Origin of the sequence: Paenibacillus sp. VTT E-133291 (genome assembly GCF_002264395.1) — a bacterium.
Lineage (GTDB): Bacteria > Bacillota > Bacilli > Paenibacillales > Paenibacillaceae > Paenibacillus_AQ > Paenibacillus_AQ nitricinens.
In genome coordinates this window covers 1-14,472 of record NZ_NFVA01000063.1, presented here as the reverse complement: position 1 = coordinate 14,472, position 14,472 = coordinate 1, and the positions used below count along the sequence as shown (strand labels likewise).

Sequence of the window (14,472 nt, the reverse complement as noted above, 5' to 3'; positions counted from 1 at the left end):
CTAAAGCCATAATAAAAAAGATAGCTTTAACAGCCATCTTTTATATCTTTGGAGCAACCTCCTCATTTTATGTTTTTCGCATCCTCCAGCCACTGCTGCAGCAACGTGTAATCTTCGATTTCGCCCAGCCTAATCTTTGCGATCTCTCCATCTTCATTAATTATGAAGGTTGAAGGAAGCGCAGTAATTCCAAAGGCGATAGAGATTTTCCCGGTAACATCAATAGTGACAGGAAACGAAAACTGGTGTCCTTTCAGATATTCTGATACCGTCCCTTTAGATTCTCCAACATTAATAAACAACGTTTCAACCTGATCCCCCGAAGACATGTGAATATCATTCAGCAGAGGCATTTCCTGCATGCAAGGCTTGCACCATGAGGCCCAGAAATTAAGCAGCACTCTTTTCCCCTTGTAATCCTTCAAGGTAATTTTTTCGCCGGTTAGTGTAGTAGCTTCAAAGTCAGGAGCGGCAGCCCCCACTTGAATCCTTTCAGATGGAACCTTGTTTTCATTATCTATAAATGCCCATACGACGGCCCAAATAGCCCCGACAACGACTAGCAAGGCAATGATTCGGTTTATCCTCATCTCAGACCCAGACTATGATTAAAGGCTGCGTATAAAGAACCGAATTCTGATTGAAAACCTTCAGTCGGACCTGAACCAACACATTTTCCATGGTTGAGAAAAACAATTTGATCGGCTACCTTATCTGCTATTTCCAGTTGATGAGTTGAGAACACCACCGTATATCCTTCTGCCTTTATGCCTTGTAGCAGATTAACGAATTCATTCATCCAGAAAGGGTCGAGACCGTTGGTAGGCTCATCCATAATCAACAATGGCGGTTTGGCTATCAACGCTTGACCGAACAAGATACGCTGACGCATTCCTTTGGAGAAAGTGTTTACCAGAAGATTACGTTTGTCCTCTAGTCCTACTAAGACGAGTATTTCTTCGACTCTTGCTTTCCGTTTAGGAACTTTACGAAGTGCTGCCCAAAAAGTTAGAATTTCTGCAGCAGACAGACCCTGTGTAAACTGATAATCATCAGGCATATATCCGATCTGCGTCGAGAATTGTTTGCGTGAATCACTCCAGCGAAGACCATTTACGGAAATTTCACCTGCTGTTGGCTGAAGAATACCTGCAATCATCCGCAGAACTGTGCTTTTTCCTGCCCCGTTTCCGCCACATAGCGCTAATATACTTCCACGAGGAATTTGAAAACTGATTTCCTCTACTAATGTTTTCTTTTTTATAATCTTAGAGATTCCCTTCACATTTACAAATAAATTATCCACGGGAACGCCCCCTTTCCCAAATCCAATAAACGAATAGAATCGAGGTTAGTATCCAAATCAGGCATACTCCCACAAACAACAAAGTACCGTTAGATCCTCTAATCCACTCTACCCACTGGTAGTACTCAGGTCCCAGTACTGAGCCTCCACCTAGCTTTATCACAACGAATAAACGTACTAGCTCCGCAGGATTCAGAATGGTGAGTGCCACGAGCAGAGGCTTTATCCAGAGATAAGGTAGTAAACCTAAACCAGCTATCAGAAAAGTCGGCCAGCCAATGACCAAGAAGAACCATACTGCGACGGACACCGTCAGGGCTTGCCAGCGGTTACCGGACAATGAACCAATCAATAAGGCAATCGTCAAGAATAATATAACCAGACCGGCTGAAAAAGCCAGAAAAAGAAAGTACGTACTGGAATCGAAAGCCATGCCCATCAATCCAGACATCATCCCCATCAACCCATAACCAAAAGCCACAATGATGAGCAGCACAGAGGCCAGTCCCATATACTTGCCCAGAATAAAAGAGAACGTTCCAATTGGGTAAGTTGACAGCAGTTGCCAGCTACCCTCCTCCTTTTCCGAAGTTAAAGAGAAGGAACCTAAAAACAAGGTCATTAGAGGCAAAAGATAAACAATAAGACTTAACATGGAACCCGTGACAGCTGTATACCCTTCGACCACATTTTGTGAATTAATTAGCAAAAGGCCTAAACTAAATGTACAGAATAGGCCCAAAAAAGAATAAGCCCAAGGATTGCGAAATCCCATTTTAATTTCTCTACGGGCCACTTGCAGCATGTCAGCCATAATTACATGCCCGTCTCTTGGTCATTATGCATACCATCCTGATCCTCAGACATATGGTCGTCCATATGACCTTCTTCACCATGCATATCCATATTCATATTATCCGTATTTTGTTTCCATTCATGGGATGCCAAATCTCCGGCAGTCAGTACTGTACCTACCCCTTGCTCCTTTACAAAATCTTCAGCAGCAGTGCTATCCTTAAAGCTAATTACACCATAGGCCATAGGTGTACGCAGAGACTCATCATAGACATAGCTCGCTTTGCTAAATTCAATCCACTCTTTGTCGTTGTAATCCCTGACATAGTCCATTCCAATGTCCTTGGTCCCGTTCTTTTCCTTCCATTCGTTCATACAACCAATATCATCAAACTTATAATTTTTACCATCTTTGGTCGTCAATTGAGTGGCATAAGCATCATCCTTAACCTGCATGTTGCAAATCACACAAATATCTACCGCTTCATTTATAGCCAAAGGTTTGTACTTCTTGACTCCACAAGCTGACAAGACTAACAAACTCAGGACCAATATTAAACCTACATTCCATTTTTTCATAATCGTAATACCCCCAAGTATATTATTAAAATCACTGAAAAAAACATAAGCAGCCAACCTACTATCATTACTGATCCTTGGCCTCCACTTGTCTGCCCTTCAGCGGCCGCACCTATCTCCAATTGCATTAGCGGAGTCGAGTCAGTAGACCACTGTGCTTTACCGTCTGTATACATATCGCTTAAAAATGTCATGCCTGGTGATTGGAAAAAAATCTGATAAGCAGCAGTTTTGGAGATTAATTGCTGGTAAAAGGGATTAATTGCATAAGAAAGATCGCTCACGCCATCCCCAGTAAGATCAAGACCCTCGAATGAATCCCAAAAATTACCGTTCATCTCATTATTCCTGCTTCCTGTCGCTTGTGCCTCAATGACATTAGCAACAAAACCATTGCGTTGAAAACGATTACCTTCTGCTTCTTCAAACTGAATTCCAATATAGTTCCGGAGCACAAGGTTATTCTGGAGGTTGTTGTCTGAAGACTGCTGCATATAGATCCCCACACGATTTCCTTCCACCACGTTGTTCACAATTTTTGAGGTATGCACATCATATAGCAAAATCCCTTGGGAATGGACATTCTGTCTCTGCTTGCGAAAAGAATTGCCTGAAACCAGAACATCTTTCACTCCCATTATCATTGCTCCCGTCACATTGTATTCCCCAATGTTGTTGGTGACCGAAGAGCCATTGATATACATACAATGAACACCATAGCGTAAATACGAAAGCTTGTTCTGGTCAACTACCGTATTGCGACTGTTCTCCAGATAGATGCCATCCCGCAAGTAAGAGATTTCATTCTCACTTATGTTTGTTCCGTGAGAGTTATATAGGTCAATCCCATTGCCCCTTGTTCCCGGAGCAGTCCCTTTTGGAATAAACCAGCGGATTTTATTATTTGCAATAATGCCACCGTCAGCCTCACGTAATACAATTCCAAATCCCGCAGTATGGATCGTCAAATTCCTCAATATAAACCTATCTGCTTCCACCTGAACCGCTGCCGCATCCTCGTCGTTGTCTTGTTGAATATTCAGATTTTCCAACTGTACGCCTTCAGAGAGAATAAGGACAGCAATCTTAGCGTCTGGAGAAGAGTTTACTAATGTCGCTCTTCCCTCTCCACTGATGGTCAGCCTTTTGTCAATGCGAACCGGTCCCAGGTAAGTTCCCGGAGCGAGGGAAATTGAATCTCCGCTGCGAGCCGCATCTATAATCGGCTGCAGTGGAATCGCTTCCGGATTCGTATTAGTTGCATTACAATAGGTTGGTGTGATAAAGAAGAGAGTAGCTAATATCGTGACCAGAATTCTCAGAATGCCTGAATGATAGTTTCTCTTGGCTATAACCACTGCCCCCTTTTTTTACGATCCTTGGATACCTCCGAAGCTTGCATCAGTTTCATCATAAATGGTTCATACTGATTCAGCCTCCCGTTTCTCTGCGAAGCAGTTGAAGAAGTGCACGAAAAAGTTGTTTTACCTGCGCTATTTTCGCTTAGAATTGCTTCTGACTCACCTAATAATGAATGAAAGCTTAATTCCTTCAAAATATTGGATTGATTGTACCCCCCACTATATCGCGAGATTTCTATTGCTAGAGACGTTTTGTGCACACTAGTTTCAGTATCGTGAGCGCTCCTCTATGAATACGCTTTAAGTGTAAATAAAAGGAAGATAACTGCCTATAGCTCAATGTAGCTATACTCGTCAAAAAGATGTGTCTTTTTTATGATTTATGTCATATCTCTTTGTAAAGTATCTGACAATCGATTTCAAAAAAACGGTATATGTGATTTATCGAAATGAGTTACTTAAAAATAGTAGCTTGAATGCTATAAATCCTCGAAATTGCAAAAAAAAGTCCTGATAAAGTTATCATCAGGACTTTTTTAATAGCTATGAAAATAAATTTTGTTAGCGAATACTATTTCATGATACGAATGGATTTTGTAGTATTATCGAAGAATACATCTGCACCAAAATACTCAGCAATGAAGCGTAATGGGAGCATAGTACGTCCGTTTACAATTTCAGCAGCTACATCCATTCCTGGTGCAAGTTCACCGATCGCAATCGACAAAGTCTTTCCTTCCAAGGTAATCAGTACGGTTTTCGTAATGTTATCCCAGCCTACTTTTGCTCCTAAGCTCTCGGCTACGAAGCGTAGTGGTACTAACGTTCTTCCTTTAACGACCATCGACGCAACGTCCATACTCATTTCGTTTCCGTTTAATTTATACCCTGTCTTACCTAGCGTAAATTCCAATATCACAGGTTCAGGCTTAGTTGTAACGAAGATATAGCCTAGCCCTTTTGCTGTGAAGGTAAATTTACCTGTCTTATGGTCATAGTTACCGCCTAAACGTTCCATGCTACCGTCTAACCGAAGAATGACACCGCATAACATGCTGATATCGTTATTCAACAACTTCTCTTTTGTCAGATCGAAGGTTACGGGTATAAGCCCTTTATACTCCTTTATTTCCCGGTCATCCGCGAAGATCTTCAACTCATAACCCCGCCCTATTACTAAGTCTCCTTCATCTACAGGTTTAATGACAATCTTCATTTTCTTGCCTGTATTCAATTGCTTCAACAATTCAGGTGATAATTCAACCGAAACGGTGTCATTCGTAACGATTAGTGGTTTGTCAGCTTTAATAATTGCACCGATCGTATCGCTATGAATCTCAAGCTCGTCTATTCCGGCTGACAACGTCAATTCTATGGAATCGCCCTTCTTCAGCTGCTCTTTGATTGTAGCATCCATACGATCCGCTACTGATGGTTCTGGCGAAGGCGTCGGCGTACTGCTTGGGCCACCTGAACTTTCGTCATTGTTATTACCGCCGTTGTCTTTGGCAGTAATTACGATAGTTAACTCTGTCGTATCCCTGCCAGCATGATTGGAAGCCGTAACAGTAAATTTGTACGTTCCCGCTTCAGTAGGCACCCCTGATATTACACCCGAAGCTTCTTCTAAATTCAACCCAACAGGTAAATAATTATCACTCACTGTCCAAGTAACCGGTTCGTCGCCGTATACCGCTAATGTTACCGTATACGGTTGTCCAGCTTTGCCGTTTGGCAGATTCTTAGTGATAATCTCTGGAGCTGTATCTACTGGCTTATCCTCTTTAATCTCGATGCTTAATACCCGCTCATCTTTACCAAAGTCATTCATTGCTGCAACATTAAATTCGTAATACCCTGCCTCTTGAGGTGTACCCGAGATAACGCCGGTTGTTTCATCTAGGTTAAAATCTGCTGGCAAAGCTCCTCCCTGGATCTTCCAAGTCATCGGTTGGCTGCCATATACCGCTAAAGTTGCCGTATACGGTTGTCCTACTTTGCCGCTTGGCAAGTTCTTAGTTATAATTTCCGGAGCTGTGTCATCTGAGACCTCTTTAGTGATTACTATATTGAACGGTTTCGTGTCACTGCCTGCTTCATTATTAGCTTGAACTTTGAACGTAAATTGACCCCATTGATCCGGTGTACCAGATATAATACCTGCATCTTCATCCAAGCTTAATCCTGATGGCAATTGACCCTCTACAATGGCCCATTTGATCGGTTTATCACCGTCAGTGGTAAAGACTGCCGAATACGGTTGTCCAACTTTGCCATCCGCAAGCAAATTCGTCGTAATCGTTGGCGCCGTACCTGCGTCTTCAACCCATTTCGCATATAATTCAATATCCCTTGTAACAGGATCAGCAACGAAATCCCAGGCATCGTTTAATCCTGCATCTTGATACCAACCGTCGAAAACCGTTTCTTCTTTTGTCGGCACTGTTGGCCCGGTAATTGTCCCGCCCAGATCAGCGAACTTCATTGCAACATCGCTGCCACCATTAGAATCAAAAGTCACCGCATAAGGGTTGTGTGCACCGATGGAAGGTGTTCTGCCGCTAAGTGGGTTGCCGAAGAAGTCTGTTCTCTCCGTCATATGAGGTAGAGCGTTCGCGCGATCCACATATGGGCTCACAATTTCGGCACCTGTACCAAAGGCCAGGTTATTACCGTCAGCAAGACGGAACCCGTTCATCGCACTATAATCAAGCTTGGCATCAACTGTTCCACTGTTAGTAATCCAATGTTCCGGTGTAGATTTATAATCATTTAATATAGAATTTAGTTCCTCTTCTGTTACATAGCGGTTGTCTGTTGCAGTTACGCCTGCACCTAGATACCCGCCCCCGCCTGCGTACATGCTACCAAAAAGATTAGTCGGATACACAATGTTGTTCGTAAACCGTCCGGCTGCAAATGGAGCTGATGTTCCCCCGCCTTTCAGACCAACATGGTTGTTTTCCCCAGTGTAGGCAAAAATATTATTCTGGAAATAAATGTTCAAGTTGGAGGCTGTCGGGTCAAACACTAACGAACTGCTATTCTTTAATGGCGTGACGATAACATTGTTATAGTATAAGCCGCTTAATTCCTCGCTCGTTGAAGAACCCCCCGCTAGTAATATAAGACTATTAAAGCTCTTGTTAAAATCCGGGCTGCGACCATCATTCACGCTAATGTTATACCGAACGATATTGCCCTTGGCAGCATTCATCTGTAAATACCAACCGCCATAGTTATTTCGGCTGTAATTGTATTCATATACATTGTCCTGACAATAGTTGTCTATGTCCCAAGCCATACCGTCATTGCTAGCATGATAAGGGTTATCGACAGCTTCATTATAGCGGAAGATCGTACCTTTACTTGCCATAATCCACGCGGCCGCATAGTTTTGCGAACCTAGATATGTTGGGTTTGTATTATTTGGTCCCCAGTTCGTAACCAGGTTGCCGCTATTATCGCTTAGATAGCTGTAACCGTTGTCTGTGACCACATTTCTTTCCACAAGGGAGTTGTTCCCCCCGGACATGACAATACCATCTCCAACCGAACTAGAAACCCAGTTGTTTCTAAACACAGCTTTTGATGCCCAAGGATAGCTTGAGTTACTCCAAGTAATACCTGTGTTATTGGTCCCTGGATTGCTTGGCCCGTAGGCATTATTGCGAATACCTTCATTATCGCAGCGAAGGGTTTTGTTGCCTTCAACCAATATATCTACATAACCATTAATAATGATGCCGCCGGACACCTTATTTGCTCCATTTGCTTGGTGCAGCCCATTAACATCATGAACATAGTTATCTCGAATCACGATTCCTTGCATACGAGCATCAGCATACTCTTGAATATTAAACTGACCTTGACTCAGCTTGGAAATCCGCGACATTACAGCGATACCGGAACGGCCGTCACCTGCTGCATTGCCGATGTTCGTGACTTCAATTCCACTGACTACCCAATAGTTAACGTCATATAACTCAATGGTACCGTTTAAGGAAATCCCTGATGGGCTCGACGCTGTTCCACCACCATTAATGATCGGTCGTTGGTTAGGATCGGCCGTATTATATTTTGTAAGCGTAATCGGATTTCCTTCCTCACCATTGCCGCGCAGTCTGATTTGTTCATTCCATACGCTATTCGCATCCAGATAAATGGTTGAACCCGGCATAAATACATATTCATTAATCTTGGAGATTGATTTCCAAGCCGTAGCCGGAGTGAGCCCATCTTCCTGATCGTCACCGTTATTGGAGAAATAATAATCACGGACTTCAAGGGGTACAATGTTCAACTCGAATGTGATTTCGGCAGGATTCAGATTAAGTCTAACCGTATATTTTCCCGGTACGATATTATTTCTTGCGAATGATTCTTTGTTAATCTTCAATACATTACCGCTAACCTTATAATCCACATCCCGGAGTAAAGTTACAGTGCCGATTTCCACTCCAGCTAGATCCGCCAAATCAGGATTTACGGTGATATTATAGTCATCCAGACCCATAACATATGTGCTGTCTTCCAAGTGACTATACTCTTTAGGCAACAGCTTTAGCGTAATAGAAGCTGTCCCGGTTTGGGCTGTTTTTCCACTATCGATAACATATACGTCATCGATAAAATGTTTGTTCTGTATATCCTTAACCGTTCCAGCCTTGTTGCCCCAGTTTGTAGCAAGCTGCAATGCATCGATCTTGGAAATATTATTCTTAACTTGGGTATCAAAATTGCCACCATCTGTTGATTGCCTTTGAAGGTCTTGTCCATCGATTTTATAGGTCGTTCCCGTTGATGTAACGAACCATTGGAATTTATGCCAGCCTTCGCTTCGCTTGACATCTACAGGATAGAATCTTCCGGATGAACCGGGTCTGACTGCGTAATGGGTCAGATTTTCCGCCCAATCACCATCTCCATTGCCATAATTGATGGCGATATGTTCATTGGACGATGGGGTTAAGCCAAAGACAGCATGGTCATTGGAACCCGCTCTGCCATCATCATAGTACCAAGCAGTAACGATTGTTGTCTTACCGGTTGCAGGGGCGTAATTATAGGTACCTGGAACAGTAGCCACCTGACCGGCGCCGCTTGATGTCGCGGCCTTTCCTCCGGTACGGGACATCACATCGCTGTGAACATATCCGTTCGCACCATTTGAAAATTTCTTCTCCCCTTCAAACCCATCGTAAAACATAGTTTCAGCCTTATTGAAGTAATCAACGCTCACTTGAACAGTGACCTCTTCGTTCCCTGTCGGAACATAACCTTTCTTAACCGTCACGAATCCGGCAGCATCCACTTCAATCTTATCCTTGTCTTGATCCGCTGGGCTGAAGCTGATGTTATCAGCAACGAACATATCAGCAGTGTCAACGATTAACCGCGTTTTATCTCCTGCACGCAGAGTATCGTTCTGGCGAATTAACGCAATGTTAGCTGAATATTGGGTACTCTCCCCTGATTCAGCAGAGTCTAAGAATCGTGATGTTGCGTTGCCGTTTGCTGTTACTTTAAATGTATCATTTAAAGTCGGGGACAAAGCCACATCACTGGTTGTTGCTGCAATCGGGCTTCCATTAGCCACTCCATTCCTGAAGAGTTGAACCGAATAGGCAGCTGCGTTAGCGACACGGTCCCATGTAGCGTATGTGCCGTTCCATCTGACATTTACCGGTACAGGTAATTTCTCGATCTTTAATATTCCGGATGCTGCAACTTCTTCACTGATGTCTCCCACATTATTAATGACAATGGCTGTAACAGTGTAGTTGCCCACTCCCAGTGCCCTAGCATAGGGCAGAACATGATGCCTTTCATGATTGTTAGGTTGGTCGGGTCCCCCATTTTTCGATAAATAATAACCAACAGGTCCACCGTCTTTGAACAGTGTTACAAGGGTATCTCCGTAATTGGAAGCACCACTATAAATGCCCGTATCTGAGTCAAGCATCGGGTTAATTGGCGCATTCACCTGTGTATTGGTGGTTATCAATAACGGTACAGCATTGGATTTCACCATAACTCCCTCTGCCGAGGACACTTCGCAATAATAGAAATTGCCTTGTTGTGAAGCTGAGTCCACATTGGGAAGCGTTAATAGCGCCTTATCAGCTCCACTGACTTTTGTCCCGTTCAAGCCAGTCTCGTCATCAGATACATACCACTGATAGGCTGAAGCAGCGGCTGATGCCGCAACGCTAAATGTTGCTGTCTCACCTTGTTTCACTTTTACCGCTTTTGGCTGAGTGATTATTTCTAAATTTGGCAATCCACCGGGAGGTACCAAATTCAATGTTAATGTTCTGGTTTCTGTTGCTGTAGCCACATCTTTAACAACATAAAAATCGTCGATTAGATGTTTATTTTTAATATAAGCTTTGTTGCCTGACTGGTTGTTCCATCCTCCAGCTATTTTAGGCTGAATGGTTGTACCGCTCTTCATAGCTTTGTAAATATTACTTTGCGCTGAATCGGATATTAATGTTCCGTCTATTTGTAAAGTCGCACCATTCGGTGTAATGAGCCACTCGAATTTATGCCAGCCTGTGGAACGTAAAGCCCCGCTATCTTTCCAACGGTTGCCTGCTGTACCCGCTGATGATGGTGCATATGCCCAAGTATATCTAGTCGGGTTATGAATAACATCAGCCTCTGAGCTTTGATAGAATGTCCCGGCAAAGGTGGCATTTTTGCCATCTACAATAGCAAATTGAGTTCTATCCGTCGCTGTCTTCTCCTCATCAGGATACGGGTCAAAATACCATGCCGTCATCTTGTAATTGCTGCCTGCCGGCAATGCCACGTCTTGGGCTACATTTTCATTATTCGTATCATTCGAAGGTGTAATCGCTTTCAATCCAGAACGGGACTGAGCATCGGACAGCGTGTATGACGAGCCTAATTTGCCCGTTGATGTCATCGGACCATTGTTGTTCTCGAAGTCCTCCATGAACAACACATCGGAGTCATGGTAATAACTCGCCGCGGCCGTGATTGTCACCGGGATGCCCGGAGCGCCTTGCGACGCAAAGGTATAACCGCTAGCTAAAGTAATGTTCCCCTGATTATTAACAGTTAAAAGATTTGTATTGCTGGAATCGTAATTAACCTCGTCAATAACCGGTCCTTTCACCAGACTGCTTAAAGGCGAACCTTTATAGGTAAGATTCACCCTGCCCGCCTGACCTGCCGCTTGTGTCAATTCTAGTACAACAGAGTCAAAAGATTCGCCCCCTCCCGCAGCTGACACTTCAGATAAAGGCGCCAAGCCGAACAGACCAGGGAATACCAACGAAGATGCCGTAATCATCGACAAAGCTTTTTGCATCCATTTCGATCGTATCATCCAAACACTTCCTCCCTTTGAAATTAATAAATGAATACTTTATAAAAAATCTGCATCTATAGAAGTCTCAATAGACATAGATTCTTATAAACTTAAAAACATAACTATTCTAGTTCACTACTAATTCACTGAATTGATTAGCGTTATACACGATCTTCAACTTATTGGTATTTGCAATTAACGCCCGTAAGTCAGATTCCGCCCATCCGTATAGAATGGAATCCTTCACTTCTTCCAGTTTAAGCTTGGAGATTTCCGGTTTTGTGATTAAGGTGGCAATGACATCTTCACCCATATATTTACCGATTACTGTCTCGCCTACAGAAGCAGCAGCTAATGACTCCCAGAACTTAAGAGATTCGGTATCTTCTTTAGATATGTCCAAACGATTTAGCACTTTCTCTTCCTTAGCCTGCCCCGCTATCGCTAACGTGGCCGTTAATTCATCAGCAACACGAACATATTCCGCACTTTTTGAAGCATACTCAACTTGCAACTCGGATTCGCTCATTTTCGTTTTTTTAAGCTGGGTTTCTACCAAATCCGGCCAACGGGCGCCACTTAAATATTGCATGTATTGATATAAGTCAAACTGAGGCAACCCATAGTAAGTCCCTCCTGAATCATCCATCTTTGTTCGCTTTACATTTTCATCTTCCATGTCGGATTTTAGCTCATCGAAGCTTTTGTATGGGGCGACCCCCCGCTCATCTGCAATTAATTGCTCCTGTTTGGTCTTTAGCAATGCAGTCATCGCAGATTTTTTGGCGTATTCAGATGGGTTTTCATGATTTTCGCCGTATTGACGTGTCCAGAAGCCCTCATCTACTTGGGCCCCATAAGTTTTGAAGAAATAGTCTGTCGTTATAGATCTTTGCTCTTTGACATAAAATTGAAATTCTTCTTCTGTTACGGCGTATCCGCCTACTGTGAATATCCAATTTTCAGGCAGTCCCGCTTTTTTGTTAGTTAAGCTCAACACGAGTAAAATAAGAACAATCAGAGCGATAAATAAGATAATCACTGTTGGTTTTCGTCTTTTAATCCCCATGACGCCTCCTTTTCCAATATTCAATCTAGCTTTGCAAGAAAGCCTATGACAGTATAATTCGTCGCCGTTATAGGAGAAGTTCCCAAATTTAATGCTTAGACATCATTGTAAGTTTAGCCGCCCCCTAATGTAAGCGCTTATTTAGACTGGATTTGAACAAATTTGACTTATAAAAACTGTCCTAGTTCGCAATTATTTGTGTGCTAGGGGATCAATTTCCACAAGAAGGACCATTGCGAGGTGTTCGCTAAAACACCAAAAAACACAAATGGCTTCGTCCTCTGAAAACAAAGGACGAAGCCATTTGATATTAACGTTTAAATGCAATTATAGATGATCATAAATTTATGATAGCAACAGCTGTAGCTCGAAATCAATCCATAAGAGAATTTACAACCTTATAATGAAACCTGAAATTAGGCATCCCGTTTACGGTAAAATACAATAGCAACTGTAATAAAGATCAATGTCCATAACATTGAAATACCTGTCCCTTGCATTGATGTAAGGACATTTATCTCCTCAGAGGAGCGCGGCATATACATATAATACCCTGCCATATCCGGAAAATAATTTGTAATACCAGGCAGAAAATTTCTCAGCAGTGGACTTACAATGAAATAATAACCAAGCAGTAACACTAAAGCAGGCATGGTTCGCCTTAATAAAGCACCTATAGCTGCACTGAGAAGTGTAGTTAATGTTAGATAGCCCGTTGCACCTGTTAATGTTGTTATCATAGTGTCTATTGTAATCACTTCTGCTGTATCTTCCATCCTAATAAAAGTATATAGTACACCTGATCCAGCAATAATAAACGCCACAGGAATGGTTATAATCGCCAATGCCAAATACTTCGTGGATAATTGAAACCCACGCCAAGGTATCGTAGTTAAAGTAGTTCGAATCTGTCCACCCGTATACTCTGAACAAGTAGCTAAAATACCAAGAATAATAAACCCCGCTTGAAGATATCCCATAGAAGCAAGTCCTATATTCAGTATACTTTGCGTTCCTGCTGCCCCTTGTTGACCAACAGAAGTAAAAGCTGCAGCTACAACTAAATTAAAAATGAACGTCCCCATAAGAGTGAGCCATATCGATGGTAAGGTAACTAGTTTTTCCAGTTCAGCACCAAGTATTTGTGTTATTTTTCTACTAGATGAAACACTCATGCTGCAACGTCCCTCCTATGGAATACAATAGCTGCAACTATGAAAAGAACAGCTACCCATATAGACATGATTAAACCGCCTGCGAATGGGGTGTTAAATCCGAGGCTCATAAACATATCAGCGCCAGCTATATCTGGTAAGTAAAACGCTAACTTTGTAATCTTAGAAAGCAGGAAACTAAATGACACAAGTGATGAATTTATCAAGAGTACAGTAAGCGGGATAATGCCATTCTTAGTAAGAACAGTAATCCCAAATGCTAAAAGAGCAGTAAATGTCCAGTAGCAAACTGCACCGATAAGTTTAGACCATTCCAATGCAGGGGTATATTCACCAAGAATAAGATGGGTTGCTGACACAGTTGTCATAATAGCAACAATACACAGCAGTATACTAATCACTGTCACAGCCCCTGCTTTTGCCAGCAAAAAATGAAGTCGGGATGAAACAACAGTTAAACTTGTTATAATCTGTTGTCCTCCACCCGATTCACTGCTCTCTGTCATATACTCACTACTAACAGCAAGCACGCCAAGAAGAATGACACCTTGCACACCATAAACTAATCCAATATAGCCAACTTCCGCTAGCCTTGTGCTAACACCAGCAATAATCTCCTCTTTTTGTGCGGTACTGTCCAAGGCAGCAATGACCGCTGGGGCAAATGCTCCAATGAAAGAGGCAAGCCAAATGCCCGGCAGGGAGAATAATTTTGATAGTTCCGCCTTGAATGCTCTCATACAACAACACCTGTATTCTCATTTGTCAGGGCAAAATAGGCATCCTCCAGCGTGGAATGGTTACCTTTTACTTCTTCCAATGTTCCATCTGCAACGATTGTTCCA

At 42.7% G+C, this 14,472-nt stretch carries 9 protein-coding genes; all 9 read right to left on the bottom strand.

Going from position 1 to position 14,472, the window contains the following annotated elements; translation table 11 throughout:
* Positions 1–62 precede the first annotated feature (62 nt).
* The 9 genes from CA598_RS21800 to CA598_RS21760 all read right to left on the bottom strand — a co-directional run bounded on the left by CA598_RS21800 (position 63) and on the right by CA598_RS21760 (position 14,367).
* Positions 63–590 (bottom strand): redoxin domain-containing protein, encoded by a 528-nt coding sequence (locus CA598_RS21800; RefSeq protein ID WP_094868936.1) that lies wholly within the window; start codon positions 588–590, stop codon positions 63–65.
* A complete protein-coding gene (locus tag CA598_RS21795) occupies positions 587–1,306 on the bottom strand; it encodes an ABC transporter ATP-binding protein (protein WP_094877878.1) in 720 nt (239 codons plus the stop codon). Before CA598_RS21795 ends, CA598_RS21800 begins: the two co-directional genes overlap by 4 nt.
* Positions 1,299–2,120 (bottom strand): ABC transporter permease, encoded by an 822-nt coding sequence (locus CA598_RS21790; protein WP_094877877.1) that lies wholly within the window; start codon positions 2,118–2,120, stop codon positions 1,299–1,301. Before CA598_RS21790 ends, CA598_RS21795 begins: the two co-directional genes overlap by 8 nt.
* A 2-nt stretch (positions 2,121–2,122) precedes the next feature.
* Entirely contained in the window at positions 2,123–2,680 is a 558-nt protein-coding gene (locus CA598_RS21785) for a nitrous oxide reductase accessory protein NosL (RefSeq protein ID WP_094868939.1), read from the bottom strand.
* Positions 2,677–4,038, bottom strand: coding sequence for a right-handed parallel beta-helix repeat-containing protein (locus tag CA598_RS21780; protein ID WP_256990587.1), 1,362 nt, complete (start codon positions 4,036–4,038; stop codon positions 2,677–2,679). Before CA598_RS21780 ends, CA598_RS21785 begins: the two co-directional genes overlap by 4 nt.
* 574 nt (positions 4,039–4,612) lie before the next feature.
* A complete protein-coding gene (locus CA598_RS21775; RefSeq protein ID WP_094877876.1) occupies positions 4,613–11,401 on the bottom strand; it encodes a stalk domain-containing protein in 6,789 nt (2,262 codons plus the stop codon).
* A 109-nt stretch (positions 11,402–11,510) separates the two neighbouring features.
* A complete protein-coding gene (locus tag CA598_RS21770; protein WP_094877875.1) occupies positions 11,511–12,452 on the bottom strand; it encodes a hypothetical protein in 942 nt (313 codons plus the stop codon).
* Positions 12,453–12,868: 416 nt separating this feature from the next.
* Entirely contained in the window at positions 12,869–13,627 is a 759-nt protein-coding gene (locus CA598_RS21765; RefSeq protein ID WP_094877874.1) for an ABC transporter permease, read from the bottom strand.
* Positions 13,624–14,367, bottom strand: a complete 744-nt coding sequence (locus tag CA598_RS21760; RefSeq protein WP_094877873.1) for an ABC transporter permease — start codon at positions 14,365–14,367, stop codon at positions 13,624–13,626. The genes CA598_RS21765 and CA598_RS21760 overlap by 4 nt, the downstream gene beginning before the upstream one ends.
* Between the last annotated feature and the right edge of the window lie 105 nt (positions 14,368–14,472).

What these genes read in the sequence shown, in the direction of transcription:
- CA598_RS21775 (WP_094877876.1), bottom strand. Translation starts at nt 11,401, where the DNA reads ATGATACGATCGAAATGGATGCAAAAAGCTTTGTCGATGATTACGGCA.
- CA598_RS21790 (WP_094877877.1), bottom strand. Translation starts at nt 2,120, where the DNA reads ATGGCTGACATGCTGCAAGTGGCCCGTAGAGAAATTAAAATGGGATTT.
- CA598_RS21760 (WP_094877873.1), bottom strand. Translation starts at nt 14,367, where the DNA reads ATGAGAGCATTCAAGGCGGAACTATCAAAATTATTCTCCCTGCCGGGC.
- CA598_RS21770 (WP_094877875.1), bottom strand. Translation starts at nt 12,452, where the DNA reads ATGGGGATTAAAAGACGAAAACCAACAGTGATTATCTTATTTATCGCT.
- CA598_RS21765 (WP_094877874.1), bottom strand. Translation starts at nt 13,627, where the DNA reads ATGAGTGTTTCATCTAGTAGAAAAATAACACAAATACTTGGTGCTGAA.
- CA598_RS21800 (WP_094868936.1), bottom strand. Translation starts at nt 590, where the DNA reads ATGAGGATAAACCGAATCATTGCCTTGCTAGTCGTTGTCGGGGCTATT.
- CA598_RS21785 (WP_094868939.1), bottom strand. Translation starts at nt 2,680, where the DNA reads ATGAAAAAATGGAATGTAGGTTTAATATTGGTCCTGAGTTTGTTAGTC.